This is a genomic window from Acetatifactor muris, from assembly GCF_024623325.1.
Lineage (GTDB): Bacteria > Bacillota > Clostridia > Lachnospirales > Lachnospiraceae > Acetatifactor > Acetatifactor muris.
In genome coordinates this window covers 51393-70881 of record NZ_JANJZD010000018.1, presented here as the reverse complement: position 1 = coordinate 70881, position 19489 = coordinate 51393, and the positions used below count along the sequence as shown (strand labels likewise).

The window sequence follows — 19489 nt, the reverse complement described above, 5'->3', positions numbered from 1 at the left end:
GGAAACTCCAAAGTATAAGGAAAGATACAATTCCTGTCGGAAATTGTTGTGGGGGTTGGCATGAAAATCCTGAAAGGTATCAGCTTATTTGTTTTATGTCCCTTATTGTTACTGGGGCTTGGGTTCTATGCGGGTGTGGAATCCTCTCATTTTTTTAATCCCGGAGAACAGGGCGGGGAAAGCAGCTCTGCGGGAGAACCGGTTTCGGAGCAGACAGTTCCGACGGAGCAGGAGGAGCAGGAATCCGGGGAACCGGAATCCATGATGGATGACAGTTTTGATTATGGAATTGTGTCGGAAGAAAGCGGGGAAGAAGCGGAGGCAGAAGAAGTTCTGCTTTTTCCTGAGACACTCTGCGTGGACACGGAGTACGTTCTGGAGGAAACGGATATCCTCAACCATACGGTGGTGGAAACGATCTGGCGGCTGCCGGATAAATATGTGGGGATGAACAGAGAACAGTTTCTTCAGGCCATGGAAGTATATGAGGCGTTTCCGCCACTGACCGAAATGGAGCGCGGATTTGTAAGTCTGGAGGTCCTTGCTTTTTCCAGAGAGCGTGTTGTAGTACAGATGAATTATAAATTTGTACAGCCAAGCAGCAGCTTTTATCTGGCGGTTTATGACAATAATGTGATTGTCTATCTGGAGGATATGAAGACTGTATATATTGAGACGGATATCCGGCTGGACACGCTGCCGGAAAAGCTTCAGCAGGATATCATGGAAATGATGTGGATAGAGAACGAAGAAAAATTGTACAGCTTTCTGGAGAATTACTCCAGCTGAAGACATTTACCTGAGGAGACGGATATGGGATATTCGGTTGGAATTATCGGCGGAGGGGCCGCCGGATTGACGGCGGCCATTGCGGCGGCAGGCAGGGGTGCGCAGGTTACACTGATAGAGAGAAACGACAGACCGGGAAAGAAGCTTTTGGCTACCGGAAACGGAAAGTGTAATCTGGGGAATGAGAATCTGAGTCTGGACAAGTATTACACAGGGCATCCGGATTTCCTGGAGGGCTGTCTGAAACGTTTCGGCACAGCGGAGACAAAGGCTTTTTTCACAGGAATCGGCCTGATGCTGAAAAGCAAAAACGGATATTTGTATCCCGTAAGTGAGCAGGCTTCCGCGGTGCTGGATGTGCTGCGCTATGAGGCAAAGGCTCTGGAAGTCACATTTGTCACTGGATGTAAAGCGGAAGAAATTGAGATATCTCCCGGAGACAGAAAATGTGTGCGGGGAGGCGGAGAAATTTTTTCCTTTGACCGTGTCATTCTTGCCTGCGGAGGAAGCGCTGCGCCTAAGACTGGGTCTGACGGCAGCGGTTATCTGCTGGCGCAACGGCTGGGGCACAGCATCATTCCCACGGTTCCGGCACTTGTGCAGCTGAAATGCAGAGAAAACTATCTGAAATCGGTGTCCGGAGTCAGGACAGATGCTTTGGTGACTGTGTTACGGCGGGGAAAAGTACAGGCACGGGAAAGAGGAGAACTGCAGCTGACGGATTACGGCGTTTCCGGAATTCCTGTGTTTCAGCTCAGCCGGGTGGTAAATTACATATTAAAGGAAGAACGGGAAGTGGAGCTGGTCATTGATTTCCTGCCGGACGAAACCCGGGAATCTTTTGAGACTGTCTGCGGGGACAGAGCTTTCTTACAGAAGAATCGAACAGTGGAAGAATTTTTCACGGGAATGCTTCACAAGAAACTGATGATGCTTTTTATCCGGCTGGCAGGGCTGAAGGCCACGGAACCTGTGGCGGCCGCAGACAGGAAAAAAGTGCGCCGGGTCTATGAGCTTTGCAGACACTGGAAGCTTCAGGTGACGGGGAGCAATTCTTATGACAACGCGCAGGTATGTGCCGGGGGAGTGCCGCTGGACGAGTTGACGGAGCAGCTGGAATCGAAAAAGGCATCCGGGATTTATCTGGCCGGAGAGATGCTGGATGTGGACGGAAAATGCGGGGGATATAATCTGCAGTGGGCCTGGTGCAGCGGATATCTGGCGGGAAGCGCCGCCGCAGGTGATGACAGGCGCATGGAAAAGGATATGCGGGAAAACGAGGGGACAGATTCATGCTCAGAGTCAATCAGATAAAGATACGGCCAGGACATTCGGAGACAGCCCTGCGAAAAAAAGCGGCGGGGATATTACGGATTCCCGAGTCGGATATTGTGGGAATGGAGATTGTCCGAAGGTCGATAGATGCCAGGAAAAAGCCGGAAATCTTTTATACTTATACACTGGATGTGGCGGTCAGAAGCGAAGATAAAGTATTGCGCGGATTCCGGGGAAAAGAAAATCAGGTGTGCAGAGCGCCGAAATTCATTTACAGGTTTCCCGGGAAAGCCTGTGCGCCGATGCGTTTTCCTGAGACAGAGACCTGCCCTCCTGTGATTGTAGGGACAGGTCCCGCCGGACTGTTCTGCGGTTATTTTCTCGCGCTGCACGGTTACCGTCCCGTTCTTCTGGAACGGGGCAAATGTGTGGAGGAGCGGCAGCGGGATGTGGAGGCCTTCTGGGCTGGCGGGAAATTAAATCCGGATTCCAATGTGCAGTTTGGGGAAGGCGGGGCAGGCGCTTTTTCTGACGGAAAGCTGAATACCCTGGTAAAGGACAGAGAAGGCAGAATCCGGATTGTACTGGAGACACTTGTGAAGTTCGGCGCCGAAAAAAAGATTCTCTATGAAGCAAAACCACATGTGGGGACGGATGTGCTCTGCAATGTGGTCAGGGCTATGCGGGAAGAAATCGTCCGCCTGGGCGGACAGGTACATTTTGAAAGCCCAATGACAGATATCTGTGTGGAACAGGGGCGTGTGACAGGCGTCATTCTGGAAAACGGGGAGAAGTTGACCTGTGGGCCGCTGGTTCTGGCCATCGGTCACAGTGCGAGAGATACCTTTTTCATGCTTTATGACAAAAATGTTCCCATGGAGGCGAAAGCCTTTGCCGTTGGACTCAGAGCGGAACACCCTCAGGCTGTGATTAATCTGAGTCAGTATGCTGTGGCAGCGCCGGGGGAACTGGGAGCGGCGCCTTATAAGGTGGCAGCAAAAGCCGGGAACGGCAGAGGCGTGTATTCTTTCTGCATGTGTCCCGGCGGCTATGTGGTGAATGCCTCCTCCGAAGAGGGCCGGCTGGCGGTGAATGGAATGAGCTATAGCGGACGTGACGGTGAAAATGCCAACAGCGCCATTATCGTGACGGTGACGCCGGAGGATTTCGGCGCCGAAGGACCGCTGGCGGGAATCGCATTTCAGAGAGAGCTGGAGGAAAAGGCGTATGCCCTGGGACAGGGGAAAATTCCGGTACAGCGATATTCAGATTTTAAGCGTCAGGTAGAGGGAAGAAATGAAAAAGCGGATGTTACACGCCCCAATTGCACGGAAAAAAACGAAAAGCACAGAACAGGGGAAGTGATACCTCAGAGCAGGGGACTGTACCAATGGGCAGATGTAAGCCGCATTCTCCCGGAATTCTGTAATCAGGCAATCATAGATGGTATGGAAGCTTTCGGCAGACAGATTACAGGATTCAACAGGCCGGATGTCTGTCTGTCAGGAGTGGAAAGCAGGACGTCTTCCCCGGTGAGAATCCTGCGGGACGATACCCTGCAGTCAGAGATCAGAGGTCTATATCCCTGTGGGGAGGGTGCCGGATATGCAGGAGGAATTGTCTCTGCCGCCGCGGACGGTATACGGGTGGCGGAGGCTGTTGCGGGAGAATTGTCCGGAAGCTGAAGTTTACCCTGCCAAAAGGACAGCGGCTTTTTTATAAAAAGAAACGGGGACAATATTATGAATATGGATGAAAGAATTGCGCGGATTAACGAGTTGTATCATAAATCTCAGGAAGAGGGATTGAATGAAGCGGAAAAAGAGGAGCAGGCGATTCTGCGGAAGGAATATGTGGCCAGTATCCGGGCAAACCTGCGGGGGCAGCTGAATAACCTTACCATTGAACGGCCTGATGGATCCAGAGAAAATCTTGGTGAAAAATATGGAAGACGGAATAAAGAGGAATAAAAGGGAAATCCGAAAAGCGGTTTTAAACAGCAGAGATAATCTGAGCAAACAGGAGCGTGAGAAAGCTTCTCTTTTGCTGACGGAGAGAATTCTGGGACATCAGTGGTTTTACCGGGCGGAACAGATTCTGTGCTTTGTCAGTTATGGAAGTGAGATCAGCACCCGGGGAATTCTGGAGGAGGCGCTGAAGGCAGGTAAAAAAGTGTATGTGCCGAAGGTACTTTCCGGGAAGAAGCATCCGGAAATGTGCTTTTACCGGATTACCGGTCTGACAGAGCTTGAAACAGGCTATCGGGGAATTCCGGAGCCCGCGGGAGACTCCGAAGAATATGTGTATTCGCAGGAAGAGGCAGAACGGACGCTGCTGCTTATGCCCGGTGTGGCCTTTGACAGGTATCGAAACAGAATTGGATATGGCAAAGGGTTTTATGACAGATTTCTGGAGGATAAGCCCGGGCTGCAGCAGCGCGCGATAGCGGTTGGATATCGCTGTCAGATGACAGATACATTGCCGGCAGAGAAGACAGATATAAGACCGTATCAGGTGATTTGTGTGTAAGTGACAGTCAGGTGAGATAATTGACTACAGTAACAGATTGGATTATAATAGGTCTGTTTATAAGAGGAAAAAGGAAGGCTGATAAGAATGACGCTTTATGAGGCACAAAAAGGCCGAAGTTATTGCATTGAAGGATTGTATGTGGAGCCGGCCATCACCAGACGGCTCCAGGCGCTGGGCCTGAATGACGGAACAATTGTGAATATACTGAACAGGAAAAAGCACGGTGCGCTGATTGTACAGGTACGGGGTACCCGGCTTGCTCTGGGAAAGCATATCTCGTCCAGTATCGAAATCAGCGATGCCGGCGGGAATAAGGAAGCAGAAGGAGGCCGGAATTCGTGAACCGCAATACAAATGATAAAGTAAAGAGACAGATTAATGTTGCCTGTATCGGTAATCCTAATTGCGGCAAGACCACATTGTTCAACGCATTGACCGGCTCCCGGCTCAAGGTGGCGAACTGGCCGGGCGTCACTGTGGAACGTGTGGAAGGAACCACCAGCTATGAGGATGCGGAAATCACACTGATAGATACTCCGGGGATTTATTCGCTGACCTGCTACACCATTGAGGAAAAAGTTACGAGACAGTGTGCCATGGATGACGATATCGATGCCATTATCAACGTGGTGGATGCCTCCTCCCTGGAGCGCAACCTTTACCTGACACTGCAGCTTCTGGAGCTTGGAAAGCCCATTGTGCTGGCATTGAACATGATGGATGTGGTGGAAGAGCGGGGAATGGAGCTTGACATGCATCGTCTGCCTGAAATGCTGGGAGATATTCCTGTGGTTCCTGTATCTGCGGCCAGACGCACAGGACTTGACATTTTACTCCATGCGGTGATTCACCACTGTGAGGAAGGGATGGAGGATTATATACTGGATTATCCTCCGGAGATAGAAGAGAAAATTACCACGCTGGAAACCATGATGCAGGAGAATTATCCCAGTCATTCTTCCGCCCGCTGGCATGCCATCAAACTTCTGGAAGATGATGAGGAGGTAAAAAAGGAACACCCCATTTCTGTGGTTCATGTGGTGGACAGAAGTTACGAGAAGGAAATTATTCAGTGCAAATATACATATATTGAGAAAGTGGTAAAGGAAATTCTGTTTTATAAGAATAAAAAAGCTGCTTCCACGGACAGGATTGACAGACTGCTGACCCATCCGGTATGGGGGATTCCAATCTTTCTGCTGATTATGTGTTTTGTCTTTTTCCTTACCTTTACAGTGGGAGATATCCTGAAGGGCGCTTTTGAAATCGGTCTTGACTCTGTGTCCGGCGGCGCTGCCGTTCTGCTGGAAAGTCTGAAAGTGACCGATTGGCTGAAGTCGCTGATGGTGGATGGCATTATAACAGGTGTGGGCGGAATTCTCACTTTTATCCCCAACATTTTCATTCTGTTCCTGGCGCTGGCGATTCTGGAGGACAGCGGTTATATGGCAAGGGTCGCCTATGTGATGGATTCTGTTATGGGGAAAGTAGGTCTCTCAGGAAAAGCCTTTCTGCCTATGATACTGGGGTTTGGCTGTACGGTGCCTGCCATTATGGCCGCAAGGGCACTGGAGACAGAGCATGACCGCCGCAGGACCATGCTGGTGACGCCGTTTATGTCCTGTTCTGCCAGACTGCCGGTGTATGTGCTGCTTTCCGACATGTTTTTTCCGAATACAGCGGCGCTGACAGCGTTTTCCATGTATGTGGCGGGAATGGTGACTGCCATTCTTGCAGCGCTTGTGGCGAACCGCCTGGAAAAGGGGAAAATCAACGATTCTCTTCTGATAGAGCTGCCGGAGTATAAGAGACCCAATGCCAGAACCATTCGAATCTATGTCTGGAATAAGCTGAAGGATTATCTCACGAAAGCCGGGACAACGATTTTTATCGCATCCATAGTGATCTGGTTTGTACTGAATTTCGGCATAACAGGCATTGTGGAGAATCCGGCGGACAGCTTCGGCGCAATGCTGGGACGGGTGCTGGTGCCTGTGCTTGCTCCGGCGGGACTTGGCATGTGGCAGATTGCCGTGGCGCTGCTTTCGGGAATCTCGGCTAAGGAAGTGGTAGTATCCAGCTTTTCCGTATTGTTCGGGGTGGCAAATGCCAATTCCGACACAGGTGTGGCAGCTATTGTGGAGAATATTCACAAAATCAATCCGGCATTCGGTCCTTTGAATGCCTACTGTCTGATGCTGTTCTGCCTGCTGTATGTACCCTGTGTGGCAACGGTAGCCACGATTAAGAAAGAAAGCGGTTCCTGGAAATTTACCGGGAAGATGATTGTATTTCAGATTGTTCTGGCATGGGCAGTTTCTACAGTTGTGTTCCAGGCAGGGAGCTTACTTACTGGCTGACCAAATGTTCTGACAGCGTTGAAATGCTGGGTATATCAAGGATGGATTTGAGCGTGTGCGGTAAGAAAAGTCTGTCAGGACAGATATTTTTTGCCATATATTTGATTTCTTTATACAGCGGGGCAGTTCCGGAAGCCGGTTTTGACAGAATAGCAAGAATTTGAAAGGGATCGCTGCTCAGATTTCGGATATCTTCTAATAGAGAAGAACTTGGGACATAATATCCGCGACTGTCATATGTAAAGCCCAGAGAATAGTTTGTCGTTCCTATAAGTCTGTCTATGGAAAGTCTGGGTCTGCAGCTATTATACAGGGCAGTCATTCTGGAGGAATTCAGAAAATGAATAATTTGAGGCAGTGCATATAGCTTTAATGCCGTTGTGCCGTCAGATTTAAAATGAATTTCCGATTCAGAGAGTCTGTTATGAATACATTTATGATAAAATTGAATGCGGTTTGTGATTATATGGCCAGAGGTATCTGTAAAGCGAATGCCTGCAAGATGTTGAAAATTTCTTGCATTGAAAAGAGCTTCAAAGTATTCAATTCTGTTCAGTGTCCGATTTTTGTAGATGAAGACAAAGTTTTTATTATTCAGTAATTTTTCATAGTCCTTTGCAGCACAAATAATTATAGATATGGCTTCCTTTTTGCTAATTGCTTTCATAGGAATTCCTTTCAGAGAATGAACAATAGGATGAAAAACAGTTGATAGGAGAGAAGAAGGATAAAAAGAGAGCCATGGTACCGCAGTATCATCAACTCTCTTTTTGCGACTAATTTTTCTGTTGTCCGCCAACGTCCGGCACATTCGTCCGGCAGGAAATTCGGATTTTTCTGTTGTCCGCCAACGTCCGGCACATTCGTCCGGCAGGAAATTCGGATTAAGGTGTTAGTCCACCTGAAACAACTTGTTGTTTCTGTTTTAAATTATATAGGTATGTCAGGTTAATGTCAATAGGATTATCTGTCCAAAATTGATGAAAGCCCGGAGACAGGCTATTATTTTACAATGAGAGGAGCAGATTATGCTATATATAGCAGTTGTGGATGACGAACAGACGCACAGGGATATTCTGGTCAGGTATATCGAAGAGTGGAAGAGAGAGAAGTATCCGGAGATAAAGGTGGAAAGCTATGACAGCGGAGAGGCTTTCTACTTTACATGGTGTGAAGATCAACGGTGTGATGTATTGTTTCTGGATATTATGATGAAGGCGACGGACGGAATCAGGCTGGCCAGAAAGCTGAGAGAAATGGGCAAGGATATTGTCATTATATTTACCACGGGAATTGCCGATTATATGCAGGAGGGATATGAGGTGGAAGCAATGCATTACCTGCTGAAACCGTTGAGCCGGGAGAAGGTTCGGGAATGTCTGGAGAAGTGTGTCCGGCGGAAGGAAGCAGTAAAAAGCGAAGTCCTTCTGCAGACGGAAGAAGGGCTTGCGAAAGTGGATGTTGAGAAGGTTCTGTATGCGGAGGCTGTAGGGCATTACAGTATACTGGTATGTATGGACAAGCGTATGCAGGCGAAGACGGGAATCCGGGAGCTGGAAGAAAAGCTGAGAGAATATGGAGTTTTTGCATTTTGCCATCGTTCCTATCTGGTAAATATACGCAGGATATCCAGGATGGGCAGACAGGAGATTATCATGGACAACGGTGCCGCGGTACCTGTGAGCCGCAGACTGTACCATGCGGTAAATGAGAGATTTATTCAGACATTTATAGGGCTTTAACCTGAAATATTGCATGGCTTGTCAGGCAGTGTTTTACCCCTGGCAGATAAAAGAGGAAAGGCAGGACAAAATACTTGAATCTTCTTCTGATAATTATAATTCTTATCATGGCTGTGATTTTATTGGGAGTTCCATTCTATATCCGATATGCGATAGAACGGGAAACAGCCAGATTTCAGAATGATCTGACCAGGAGACATTGCGAGGAAGTGAATCAACTGTATCATCAGACCAGAGGCTGGCGGCATGATTTCAGGAATCACCTTCAGACGATGCAGGCCTACCTGGAGATGGGACAGACGAAGCGGCTGGAAGGGTATCTTCGGGAGTTGAACGATGATTATCAGCAGATAGACATTGCACTGAAAACCGGTAACAATATGGTGGATGCGATTCTGAACAGCAAGCTCTCCGTGGTGAAGGCAAAGGACATCCATATCAACGCGTCGGCTTCTGTTCCTGCGAAGCTTTCCATTTCTGATGTGGACTTAAGCGTCATGATTGGGAATCTGCTGGACAATGCACTGGAGGCCTGTCTGAAGCTGCCGCCGGAAGATCGTTTTATTCGCTTCTATATGACCAAGGCGAAAGAAAATCTCTATATCTATATTATGAATTCAGCAGATGGCACATATCGCAGGGGGATGGGAATTTATCTGTCTACCAAGGCCCTGTCCGGACATGGCTATGGCTTGCAGAGAATAGATAAAATAGTCAGAAAGTATAATGGCTACCAGAGCAGAGAGGATGAGGGAAATGTCTTTGCCACGGAAATTTTACTTCCTCTGTGAGGTCTGCTCTGGCTTTTTAAGAAATGAAACGGTAACAGTTCAGTATTGAGCATAACTGTTACATTGCTTTTGGTGCAAAAAGAGAACCGTTCGTGCAGAAACCGGTTCTCTTTTTTGGATTTTATGTAAAATGAAAGAAAAGGACAGCTGTATTTTAAAATAGACAGCTGTGTGGAAAGGAAGAAGAGTGAAAAATAAAGTAGATTTTGGGCGCACTTAAATAAGGAGGTGCAGCCCCCCATTTTTTTACAAGTATTTAACAGAATAAAGGTTAGCTATCGTTGCGTTTCACTAACTTAGAACTATCGTAACCCAAGGCTTTCGAGGTAAGCAAAAACATTGTTTTCATTCAGGACAACATGTGTTACAGGATTTTGAGGGGCCATCAATTCCTCATAATCCGCAGGGCAAAACGGTTTCTTTTCAGAAACCATATGGTAAATGCAGACGACCATCATTCTCGCTATGGCAATAATTGCTTTCTTGTGTCCGCGACGTTTTTTAATTCGCCCATACTTGACTGCAAAATAAGGCTGTTTTTTGCTTTTGATTGCGGCAAGAGCACATTGTACCATCATTGGCTTTAAGTAATCACCTGCTTTTGCGATTCGGACAGATTTCTTTTTTCCTGCTGATTCGTTGTTTGCAGGAGAAAGCCCACACCAGGAGCAAAGGTGCTTGGCATCATCAAAGATATCCATGTTGACTCCTGTTTCCGCAAGGATGATGGTAGAACTCAGTTCTGTCATGCCAGGCATAGTGCTTACAAATTCGACAAACGCAGAATAAGGTTTCATGCGGACATAAAGTTCCACTTCGGTCTGGGTAATCATATCATCAAGGTAATCCAGGTGTCCACGGGCAAGTTCAAGCTTTTTCGCCTGGTCTGAAGCAATATTGTATCCTTTGATCGCTTCAATGATTTCATTCGATTTGGCTTTGACCCCCTTTTTTATCAGTTTGCGGACAGCTTTTTCGTCAATGGAATCTGCAGTGTGTTCCAGCAGGTAAGACATGATTTCGGTTGCCGTCTTACCAAACGGGTCAGACAAAACATTTGCAATCCCCACATTGGAAACGGTCATGCAGTTCTGGATGCGATTTTTCTCTGAAGATTTCATGCAGACCAGTTTGAAACGGTATCTTGCAAGTTCCCGAAGTTGGCGGAAATCTTTTGGAGGGATAAAGGAGCATCGGACAAGATCAAACTTGTAAAGGTCAGCAATCCATTTGGAATCCTTTTTGTCGGTTTTTTTGCCCTTGATGGCTTTGACATATTTAGGGTGTGTAAGGCACACGTCTATGTCATTTTCGAGATAACTAAAAATAGGAATCCAGTATTTCCCAGTGGATTCCATACAAACATGATAACAATCATTCTCGATGAGCCAGTTGTGAAACCTTTGAATATCCGAATTGATGGTTGAAAAAGATTTTTGCTTATATTCAGATATTCCATCTTTGTTCGTAGTTACGATGGTTGCAACGATAACCTTTTTGTGGACGTCAAGCCCACAACAGATGGAGTATTTTAACTTCATCATAAGTATCACCACCTTAATCAAAAGGAATAGCAACATTGACTGTCATCCTGCGACTGAATAAACATGGTTTATTACCAATGATAAGAGTCCGGGTTCAAAGTCCCACTTGTTTGTGCTTGAAAGGATGACGGCACATATAAATATACGGGGTCGAAATAAGTTCGCCACTCCTCCTTCCGTGCTCTGTAGTGTATTGCTATTCCATACAAGAATTATAAATCAAAAATTAGAGAGGCACAACCTTTTTCATAACTTGTTTGTGCCTTGAGCGAAGCGAAAGGAATGGTTAAAAATATGAAAAGAAAGGAAAAGAAAACAGGATATTCCGTTTTTTCTAATGTCTGCTATTTTTATCAGCAATGCTATCGGGAAATCCCAAAGCTGCCTGCTTACCATATCATTGTTGTACTGGGCAAAAGCTTTCGGCCTTTTCTGGGAATCCTGCTGCCCGGTATCGTGCTGTATATGGTAGAGAAAGGAGAATTGTTTGCAGGCCTGATGGTGATAGCGCTGGCCGGCATTCTGTTTTTGATCTGCAATACCATGATCTGGCAGACAGAAACAAAAGCCTATTTCTGGGAAAATCATTTTCGTTCGGTTTTGGTTGGGGAAGCCGTTCTGAAAGAGACGAAATATCTGTATAAATATGTGGAATATGACAAACAAAAAGAGATTACAAAACGTGCCTATCAAAGTATGCAATGGGGTGATAATTCCGTAAGTTACAAAATGCTGAATTGTCCCCGGGAGCTGGTTATCAATATTATGTGCTTTCTTCTCTATTCCACAGTGCTGGGAAGCCTGAAGCTGTGGCTTGTAGCCTTTTTGCTGTTTCTGTCTCTCATCAATTATGGAATTCTGCGGATGAGAAATCGCTGGCTGCTGGCCCTCAGAAAAGAATTTGCACAGTCTGACCGGGAAATTCAATATCTGAATCAGGCATTCAGAGATAAAAGCATGGCAAAGGATGTCCGCATTTTTGCCATGAACAATTGGCTGATGGCTTTTCGGAAAAAGATTTTTGCAAAAAGGATAGCACTGGAGAAAAGAAATAACAGAAAAGTAATCGCGGCAGAATGCCTGCAGCTTCTGTTGAGTCTGTTTCGAAACGGTTTTGCCTATGTTTACTTAATACATGCCTGTCTGCAGGGAGAAATATCTGCCGCAGGTTTTCTGGTATGTTTTGGTGCCATCACCGGTTTCTCAGATTTTGTCACAGGAATTGTGAACATTTATTCTGAGCTGAAGCTTGCAAATGAGGATGCATCCTGTTTTCGGGCACATATGGAATGTCAGGAGAACGGCAAAGAAGGGGAAGTGCCGGATCAGCTGTACGCTCAGCCTGCCCAAATAGAATTCCGGGATGTCAGTTTTTCCTATGGGGATCAGAAAATATATGAACATTTTAACCTTCTGATCCGGCCAGGCGAGAAGGTGGCGCTGCTTGGAATCAATGGAGCCGGTAAAACCACGCTGGTAAAGCTGCTCTGTGGATTATATGAACCGGATGAGGGCAATATTTTCATCAACGGAGTGGACATAGCCACGCTGCCCAAACAGGCGCTGTATCACCTTTTTTCAGTAGTGTTTCAGGAAGCCACAATTTTTCCCTATCCGGTGGGATGTAATATTTCGCTCAGATGTCTGGAAGAAACAGATGAGGAAAGAGCATGGAATGCCCTGAGAGAAGCAGGGCTCGAAGAGACATTCCGGAAAAAGGGAATCCGCATGGATTCTTTTATGACGAATACCTTCTTCGAGGATGGAGTGGAGTTGTCCGGGGGACAGACACAGAGACTCCTTCTGGCGAGAGCGCTGTACAAAAACGGGGAGATTCTGATTCTGGACGAGCCGACTTCCGCACTGGATCCTGTTGCAGAGAGCGAGATTTATCAGGAATATGTGAAAATCAGTCAGGGACGGACCTCTTTGTTCATTTCTCATCGTCTGGCCAGTACCAGGTTCTCTGACAGAATCTTATTCCTGGAAAACGGAAAAATCAGTGAGGAGGGCACCCATGAAGAATTGATGGCAGCCGGAGGAAGTTATGCTCATATGTTTGAAGTACAGTCTCACTATTATAATAAAAATGAAGATTCTCCAATGGAAGAGAATTCGGAGGAGGTAAGATATGCGGAATGATTTGACGGATAAAATGTCTCTGAAAGAAAAATTCGGACATGTCAGGAATCTGTTATCCTGCCTTTATCAAATTGACAGAACCTATTTTTTTCTGGCGACAGTGCGGCTCTTGCTGGATGCCGTAAAATCGGCGCTGATAATAGTACTTTCCGCTGATATCCTCGGGTTGCTTTATGTGAGTGCGCCTGGGGAGGAAATCATGCGGCCGGTGATCTGGCTTCTTGCATTTTCCTTCGGGCTGTCCCTTTTTTCCAGTGTTTTGCTGAATGAGTATATCCAGCCCAAAAGGGACAATATCGGAAGGATTTATGACGGAAATTATGCCGCAAAATTTCAGCAGATGGACTATTCCTTAATAGAGAGTCCTTATGTCATGAAACTGAATGAACGTATTATAAGGGCAAACAACTGGGGGGCGGGTATCTACAGTGTATTCTGGGATTTTGATGCTATTGTATCCGGAATATTTAAGCTGGTCAGTTCCGTTATTATTGTTTTTCCGTTATTAAAAATCATTGCGGAATCCGGGAATGTGTGGATGTATCTGGGACTGGCGGGACTGACGGCGATTCTGTGTCTCCTGACGATTGGGATAGCAAAAGCAAATGCCTCTTATCAGCAGTGGTTTCTGGCCTCCCTGGATGAACTGTTTCCTGAGGAAATGAGGAAAAAATATGTCTCCACATCCTGGTATTGGGTAATGCGCTGTATCAGCGGAGATTATCATTTTATCAAGGATATTCATCTCTATGACGGTTATGAGATGATGGAACATTACACCACGGGAAATATGAGAGAGGGGGAGAAACAGATGCCCTGGGTCTCGGTGACAGAAAAGCTGTGTGGAAAACTGGGATTTCTGCGGGGAACAGCAGAGAGCCTGATAACGCTGGCCGGCTTCCTGATCTCCGCGGCCTATGCTTTGCTGGGGGCATTTCCTGTGGGGGATGTGATCAAATTTGCGAGTGCTTTCACCAATATGCTCTCAGGAGTCCAGAACATGGCTTATCAGTGCAATGGGCTGATTGTGACAGCCAGAAGGGCTGCAAGTACACTGGAAATGATGAACATAGGCGATGAGATGTACAGGGGAAAGCTGCCGGTGGAGAAACGGCTGGACAATCAATATGAGATTGAATTCCGAAATGTTTCTTTTCGATACCCAGGAACAGAAACGTATGCCCTGAAAAATCTGTCTCTCAAGCTGCACATAGGAGAGCGCATGGCCATTGTCGGCATGAACGGTTCCGGCAAAACCACTATGATTAAGCTGCTCTGTCGTCTGTATGATCCCCAGGAAGGGGAGATTCTGCTGAATGGGGTAGATATCCGCAAGTTCAGACAGGAGGAATATATCCGGCTTTTTTCCGTGGTATTTCAGGATTTTAAATTGCTGTCCATGCCCCTGGGAGAGAATGTGGCGGCTTCTCTGGATGTGGACGAAAAGCTGGCGGAGCAGGTGCTGCGGAAAGCAGGGTTATCGGAACGACTTGCGAAGCTGCCGGAGGGCCTGGAAACCTGGCTTTATCAGGATATAGCAGACGACGGTGTGGAAATCTCCGGCGGGGAAGCCCAGAAGATTGCCATTGCCAGAGCTCTGTACAAGGACGCGCCCTTTGTTCTGCTGGATGAGCCAACAGCAAGCCTGGACCCGTTGTCGGAATATGAAATTTATTCCGGATTTGACGCCATGGTGGGAGATAAGACAGCCATTTATATTTCCCACAGACTTTCTTCCTGCAGATTCTGCGATGACATTGCGGTGTTTCACGAGGGAAGACTGGTACAGCGGGGAACCCATGAAGAACTGCTTAAGGATGAGCAGGGGAAATATTATGAATTGTGGAATGCCCAGGCCCAGTACTATACATAAAGGATATTACTGACAAAAAAGAATCCCGCTGAAGTTCTGCTTGCGGCAGAATTTCGCGGGTATTTTTCTTGTCATTTTTGTACAGATATGATATCGTTAATTCAGCTATCATAAGTTCGGGAAATAAAATGCAGTAAGGAATTGACTATGGGAAAAAAATGGGTATCCGAAAGAAGAACGTCTATATTTCAGAGCAAGTTGTTTCTGAGATTATTTTTCAGCTATATACTGGTTATTGTATCTTTTATGGTTCTGTGCATTTCATTTCTACTGTTCGAGAATAACCAGATCAGTAAAATTCAGATGAAGCGTAGAAGTGAAATTCAGCTGGATGAAGTCAGCAATATATTCATGCAGCGCATTATGGCAGCTCAGAATATTGTGCAGAATCTCAGCTATTCCACAACCATGAAACAGCTGTATATGAGTACAAAAACAGGCCGGCAGCTGGATTCTTATGCACTTTTTTCCATACAGAGTGAAATGAGCAATACCATGGCCTCGGGGGGATTATCCATATATCAGACAGTTCTGTTCGTGAATGACAGTAATAAAGCTTATTCCAGCGGAGGGATAATTTCGCTGACGGACAGCTATGTTCCGCTTGAAAAGGAGCTTCCCTGTATGGTGGTCGGGACGGTGAATGATACGTTTCAGTTAAGCGATACCAAAAGATATTCTTTTAATCAGGAATTTCTTCTATACTGTGATGATTACACCTATCAGAACGGAAGTAACATTGGGACAATGTGTATTCTGTTTGATCTGAAAAGTCTGGAGAATGACATGAAGAATGTCCTGGATAAAGGATATGGAATGGAGATTTATTATAAGGACAATATGATTTTTTCACTTGGGGAGAGCTCAAAGACATCATATGCGAAAGAGTCCTCGAAAATGCCGGGTATTGTTTATAGGGTATATGCATCTAAAAATATTGCTTCAGAGGTAAACAGGTACTTTTATTTTACATTTCTGGGTATCATTGTGATTTCGATTATCTTTCTGGCGCTTGCCTATGGGGTGAGCCGAAAATATTACATGCCCATCAATCATCTGGAGCAGATGGTATCCACAGGCCAGAATATTTCCAGAGATGAAATGGAGACTATTATTCGCGGAATACAGGATCTGATCGGTGAAAAAAATGCGTACAGGGAGAAGATGCTGACCATCACTCCTTATGCGAAGACGGGCATCCTTCATTCCATGATTGCCGGAAATGTTGCGGCAGACCATGTGGGCGTATTTCTTGATGAGAATTACCTGGATTTGATTAAGCCTTATTTTATCGTTTCAGCCGTAAATTTTGCATTTGACAGCGGCCTGGTGCCGCAGGAGGAGAAATACAGACGAAAAATCGAAGAGCTGTTTAATGTGGTGACAGAAATCTTTTCCACGGATGAGCTGCACATTGTGTATTATTTCAGGGATGTCTATAATGTGTTTTTGATTATAAATTATGAAAATGAGAGGGAAATGGATGAATTGTTTCATCAGATTCATCGTTATATCAGCACTGCCACAGCGAAGGATTATTGCTATGTGACAATGGGAGTGGATGCGGTACGGGATGATATCGGGGAGTTGAAGGATGCCTGTGAAGGGGCGGTGAGGGCGCTGTACGGTATATTGACCGACGGCCGGGGAGCGGTCTATTTCCTGGAGGATATGGAAGGAACCATAAGCACATATTATTTTCCGGTGAATTTCCGTGAAAAGTTAAAACGCTGTCTTCAGAAGCGGGATGAAGCAGAAATTCATATGTTGCTGTTTGACATTTACAAAACCAACCTGGACATGGCAGGAACACCTGAGATGTATCTGGCATTGGTAGATGAGTTTCATCTGTCTGTTATTAAGACACTGCGGGAGATAACAGGACTGAATACCATACATCTGAATATTAAGAAATATACGGGGCTTGCGACGCTGCAGGATATTTTTGACTATTATGATGCGGCGTTGCTTTCGGTTATTGACACACTTCATGATCAGAGCCTGCAGGAAGATTCCAGACTGGAGGAGGATATTGTTTCCTATATTGATGCCCATTACTGTGATGCGGATTTATCTCTGCAGAGTCTGTCAGATCGTTTTAATGTAAGTAATAAATATCTGAGTCTTTTATGTAAAGAATGCTTCGGAGTCACTTATCTGCAGTATATTCAGACGAAGAGAATCCGGAAGGCAGAGGAGCTTTTGCGTGAAAGGCAATACACGCTCACAGAAGTGTGTGCCATGTGCGGTTATACCAACCAGCTGACCTTCCGACGAAATTTTAAAAGTATAACAGGGGTAAACCCCAGTACTTATCAGGAAAAACAAAATGAAAGATAAGCGTGGTAAAAAATGATGCAGCCGAAAAAAATGATGCCTGACAAAAAAGGCATCATTTTTTTCAACTTTTTTTGTGACGGCACATTTTGAAACTATACAATAGAAAAGTTGTCCTGTATATTCAGAGTATTCCAATACAGCCGGAACGGGTAATTTTGGAGAGAAGGGAGAAATGAGAAAATTATGAAGGTGAGAAGTGCTGAAAAAAAAGGCAGAACTTCCATGACAAAAGAAGAGAAAAAGAAGTATTGGAAAAAAAGTCTGAAAAGAGATCGTTACCTGATTATTATGCTGATCCCGGTGGTGATATATTATCTGGTTTTCTGCTATTTTCCAATGACAGGTCTGTGGATGGCATTTACACAGTATAAAATCGGTTCTGGTTTCAAAGGATTGTTCTTCAGTGATTTTGTAGGCTTAAAATGGTTCGGACAGTTTTTCGGTTCGGTATATGCGTGGAGGCTGGTGAGGAATACTTTTCTGCTTTCTTTCTATTCTCTTATTTTTGGGTTTCCCATTCCGATTCTTTTTGCGGTTGCGGTAACACAGCTGCGAAGTAAGAAGCTGCAGAAGTCGATTCAGGTCAGTACATATTTGCCTTATTTTATTTCCACAGTTGTGGTCTGTGGTATGATTACAAACTTTTTGTCGCCTTCAGGCGGTATTATTAATCAGCTGCTGAACAAAATAGGAATTGAAAGTGTCAATTTTCTGAGTCTGCCCGAGTGGTTCAGACCGATTTATGTCATCTCAGGGTCCTGGCAGAGTTTTGGCTTCAACTCTATTATCTTTGTCGCTGCAATCATGGGAATTTCACCGGATCTGTACGAGGCCATGAGAGCGGATGGAGCAAATAAGCGTCAGATAATATGGCATTTGATTTTACCCGGCATACGGCCTACCATTATTATTCTGCTGATTATGAGCCTTGGAAATATGATGAGCGTAGGATTTGAAAAGGTTTATCTTCTTTACAACACAGCTGTTTATGAGACGGCGGATGTGATTCAGACTTATGTATACAGGCAGGGTATTCAAAGCAACAGTTACAGCTATGCAGCCGCGGTAGGACTTTTCAACTCAGTGGTCAATTTTACCATTGTATTTCTGGCCAACCGGCTGAGCCGTAAAGTGACGGATACTTCAATTTGGTAGGAGGATGAAGAGATGTTGAATCGAATGAAAAATCAGACAATCGGTGACATCATATTTGATATTGTTGTGGCGCTGCTGCTTATTGTCGCCGTTGTGGTATGTGTGTATCCGTTTCTGTATGTGCTCAGTATTTCAATCAGCTCAGGGGACGCGGTTAACAAAGGACAGGTGGTGCTGTTTCCTGTGGATTTGAATTTTGAGGCGTTTAAAACAGTGCTGGAATATGAACAGCTGTGGGTATCCTACAAAAATACTGTTTTCTACACGGTTGTGGGAACGATTCTGAATGTTGTATTTACCTGTCTGGCAGCATATCCGCTGTCCAGAAAGAAATTCTGCTTCAGAAAACAGTTAAACTTTCTCCTGGCCTTTACCATGTACTTTTCAGGCGGGCTGATTCCCGTTTATATCATAGTCACCAGCATGGGACTGTACAACAGCCGTTGGTCTGTGATTTTGCCTGTTCTGGTAAGCGCATATAATGTCATGATCTGCCGCTCCGCGTTTGAGGCAATATCGGAAGAACTGTTCGAGGAGGCGCAGCTGGAGGGAGCCAATGATTTTCTGATTATGACGAAGATTGCAATTCCGCTGATAAGGCCCACATTGGCTGTTCTGACTTTGTACTATGCCGTGGCCAGATATAATGAGTTCTTTAATGCATTGCTGTATATCAGTAATAAAAAGCTGGAACCGCTGCAGCTTTTCCTGCGGAGAATACTGATAGAGGCGTCTACGGAAATTATGCAGAGCACAAACGTGAGCATGACACTGGCAAGTCGTTCAACGATTCAGGTTCGGTATGTATGTATTGTTGTCTCTGTAATTCCGATTATGCTGCTGGTTCCATTTGTCCAGAAATATCTGGTGGAAGGAACCATGCTGGGTGCTGTGAAAGGCTAATGGATGTTGTTGCATCGAAAGGTGCAGTTTTGATACATCGAAT

Annotated in this window: 16 protein-coding genes; 14 read left to right on the top strand and 2 right to left on the bottom strand. The window is 45.6% G+C overall.

Translation table 11 applies throughout. The features are described 5' to 3' along the window. Positions 1–60: 60 nt before the first annotated feature. From NSB25_RS17045 to feoB, 7 genes are all read left to right on the top strand, one after another. Positions 61–789, top strand: a complete 729-nt coding sequence (locus NSB25_RS17045; RefSeq protein ID WP_103240695.1) for a hypothetical protein — start codon at positions 61–63, stop codon at positions 787–789. Between the two features lie 24 nt (positions 790–813). Then, positions 814–2103 carry an aminoacetone oxidase family FAD-binding enzyme gene (locus tag NSB25_RS17040; RefSeq protein ID WP_103240694.1) on the top strand — a complete coding sequence of 430 codons (1290 nt, stop codon included), beginning with the start codon at positions 814–816 and terminating at the stop codon, positions 2101–2103. Then, the gene (locus tag NSB25_RS17035) at positions 2082–3749 is read left to right on the top strand and encodes an NAD(P)/FAD-dependent oxidoreductase (protein WP_103240693.1); all 1668 of its coding nucleotides are present in this window, start codon (positions 2082–2084) and stop codon (positions 3747–3749) included. The genes NSB25_RS17040 and NSB25_RS17035 overlap by 22 nt, the downstream gene beginning before the upstream one ends. A 57-nt stretch (positions 3750–3806) precedes the next feature. Continuing rightward, positions 3807–4034 carry a DUF896 domain-containing protein gene (locus tag NSB25_RS17030; protein WP_103240692.1) on the top strand — a complete coding sequence of 76 codons (228 nt, stop codon included), beginning with the start codon at positions 3807–3809 and terminating at the stop codon, positions 4032–4034. Then, the gene (locus NSB25_RS17025; protein ID WP_172455173.1) at positions 4009–4593 is read left to right on the top strand and encodes a 5-formyltetrahydrofolate cyclo-ligase; all 585 of its coding nucleotides are present in this window, start codon (positions 4009–4011) and stop codon (positions 4591–4593) included. Before NSB25_RS17030 ends, NSB25_RS17025 begins: the two co-directional genes overlap by 26 nt. 87 nt (positions 4594–4680) lie before the next feature. After that, on the top strand, positions 4681–4938 hold the full coding sequence (locus tag NSB25_RS17020; RefSeq protein WP_103240690.1) for a FeoA family protein: 258 nt from the start codon (positions 4681–4683) through the stop codon (positions 4936–4938). Continuing rightward, a complete protein-coding gene (feoB, locus tag NSB25_RS17015) occupies positions 4935–6956 on the top strand; it encodes a ferrous iron transport protein B (RefSeq protein ID WP_103240689.1) in 2022 nt (673 codons plus the stop codon). Before NSB25_RS17020 ends, feoB begins: the two co-directional genes overlap by 4 nt. Here the strand turns inward: feoB and NSB25_RS17010 are convergent. Further along, the gene (locus tag NSB25_RS17010) at positions 6946–7755 is read right to left on the bottom strand and encodes a PBECR4 domain-containing protein (protein ID WP_146040096.1); all 810 of its coding nucleotides are present in this window, start codon (positions 7753–7755) and stop codon (positions 6946–6948) included. The genes feoB and NSB25_RS17010 overlap by 11 nt on opposite strands. Before the next feature lie 229 nt (positions 7756–7984). Between NSB25_RS17010 and NSB25_RS17005 the strand changes: the two genes are divergently transcribed. Then, positions 7985–8698, top strand: coding sequence for a LytR/AlgR family response regulator transcription factor (locus NSB25_RS17005; protein WP_103240687.1), 714 nt, complete (start codon positions 7985–7987; stop codon positions 8696–8698). A gap of 74 nt (positions 8699–8772) precedes the next feature. After that, positions 8773–9489, top strand: coding sequence for a sensor histidine kinase (locus tag NSB25_RS17000; protein WP_257479284.1), 717 nt, complete (start codon positions 8773–8775; stop codon positions 9487–9489). 302 nt (positions 9490–9791) lie between these two features. On the opposite strand, the gene NSB25_RS16995 is transcribed toward NSB25_RS17000, so the two are convergent. Next, complete coding sequence (locus NSB25_RS16995) at positions 9792–11033, bottom strand: IS110 family RNA-guided transposase (RefSeq protein ID WP_242982499.1); 1242 nt, start codon at positions 11031–11033, stop codon at positions 9792–9794. A gap of 294 nt (positions 11034–11327) precedes the next feature. Here NSB25_RS16995 and NSB25_RS16990 point away from each other — a divergent pair, with 294 nt between their 5' ends. The 5 genes from NSB25_RS16990 (at position 11328) to NSB25_RS16970 (ending at position 19446) form a co-directional block, all read left to right on the top strand. After that, a complete protein-coding gene (locus NSB25_RS16990; protein ID WP_172455172.1) occupies positions 11328–13175 on the top strand; it encodes an ABC transporter ATP-binding protein in 1848 nt (615 codons plus the stop codon). Next, entirely contained in the window at positions 13165–15048 is a 1884-nt protein-coding gene (locus NSB25_RS16985) for an ABC transporter ATP-binding protein (protein ID WP_242982498.1), read from the top strand. Before NSB25_RS16990 ends, NSB25_RS16985 begins: the two co-directional genes overlap by 11 nt. A 147-nt stretch (positions 15049–15195) precedes the next feature. After that, positions 15196–17388 carry a helix-turn-helix domain-containing protein gene (locus NSB25_RS16980; RefSeq protein ID WP_242982497.1) on the top strand — a complete coding sequence of 731 codons (2193 nt, stop codon included), beginning with the start codon at positions 15196–15198 and terminating at the stop codon, positions 17386–17388. 183 nt (positions 17389–17571) lie between these two features. Then, positions 17572–18543: an ABC transporter permease gene (locus tag NSB25_RS16975; RefSeq protein WP_242982496.1), complete on the top strand. Its 972-nt coding sequence runs from the start codon at positions 17572–17574 to the stop codon at positions 18541–18543. 12 nt (positions 18544–18555) lie between these two features. After that, positions 18556–19446 carry a carbohydrate ABC transporter permease gene (locus NSB25_RS16970; RefSeq protein WP_242982495.1) on the top strand — a complete coding sequence of 297 codons (891 nt, stop codon included), beginning with the start codon at positions 18556–18558 and terminating at the stop codon, positions 19444–19446. The last annotated feature ends 43 nt before the right edge of the window (positions 19447–19489 follow it).

Excerpts from the sequence above, each read along its gene's own strand:
- NSB25_RS17045 (WP_103240695.1), top strand. The coding sequence starts at position 61 with ATGAAAATCCTGAAAGGTATCAGCTTATTTGTTTTATGTCCCTTATTG.
- NSB25_RS17040 (WP_103240694.1), top strand. The coding sequence starts at position 814 with ATGGGATATTCGGTTGGAATTATCGGCGGAGGGGCCGCCGGATTGACG.
- NSB25_RS17035 (WP_103240693.1), top strand. The coding sequence starts at position 2,082 with ATGCTCAGAGTCAATCAGATAAAGATACGGCCAGGACATTCGGAGACA.
- NSB25_RS17030 (WP_103240692.1), top strand. The coding sequence starts at position 3,807 with ATGAATATGGATGAAAGAATTGCGCGGATTAACGAGTTGTATCATAAA.
- NSB25_RS17025 (WP_172455173.1), top strand. The coding sequence starts at position 4,009 with ATGGAAGACGGAATAAAGAGGAATAAAAGGGAAATCCGAAAAGCGGTT.
- NSB25_RS17020 (WP_103240690.1), top strand. The coding sequence starts at position 4,681 with ATGACGCTTTATGAGGCACAAAAAGGCCGAAGTTATTGCATTGAAGGA.
- NSB25_RS17005 (WP_103240687.1), top strand. The coding sequence starts at position 7,985 with ATGCTATATATAGCAGTTGTGGATGACGAACAGACGCACAGGGATATT.
- NSB25_RS16995 (WP_242982499.1), bottom strand. The coding sequence starts at position 11,033 with ATGATGAAGTTAAAATACTCCATCTGTTGTGGGCTTGACGTCCACAAA.
- NSB25_RS16990 (WP_172455172.1), top strand. The coding sequence starts at position 11,328 with ATGAAAAGAAAGGAAAAGAAAACAGGATATTCCGTTTTTTCTAATGTC.
- NSB25_RS16985 (WP_242982498.1), top strand. The coding sequence starts at position 13,165 with ATGCGGAATGATTTGACGGATAAAATGTCTCTGAAAGAAAAATTCGGA.
- NSB25_RS16980 (WP_242982497.1), top strand. The coding sequence starts at position 15,196 with ATGGGAAAAAAATGGGTATCCGAAAGAAGAACGTCTATATTTCAGAGC.
- NSB25_RS16975 (WP_242982496.1), top strand. The coding sequence starts at position 17,572 with ATGAAGGTGAGAAGTGCTGAAAAAAAAGGCAGAACTTCCATGACAAAA.
- NSB25_RS16970 (WP_242982495.1), top strand. The coding sequence starts at position 18,556 with ATGTTGAATCGAATGAAAAATCAGACAATCGGTGACATCATATTTGAT.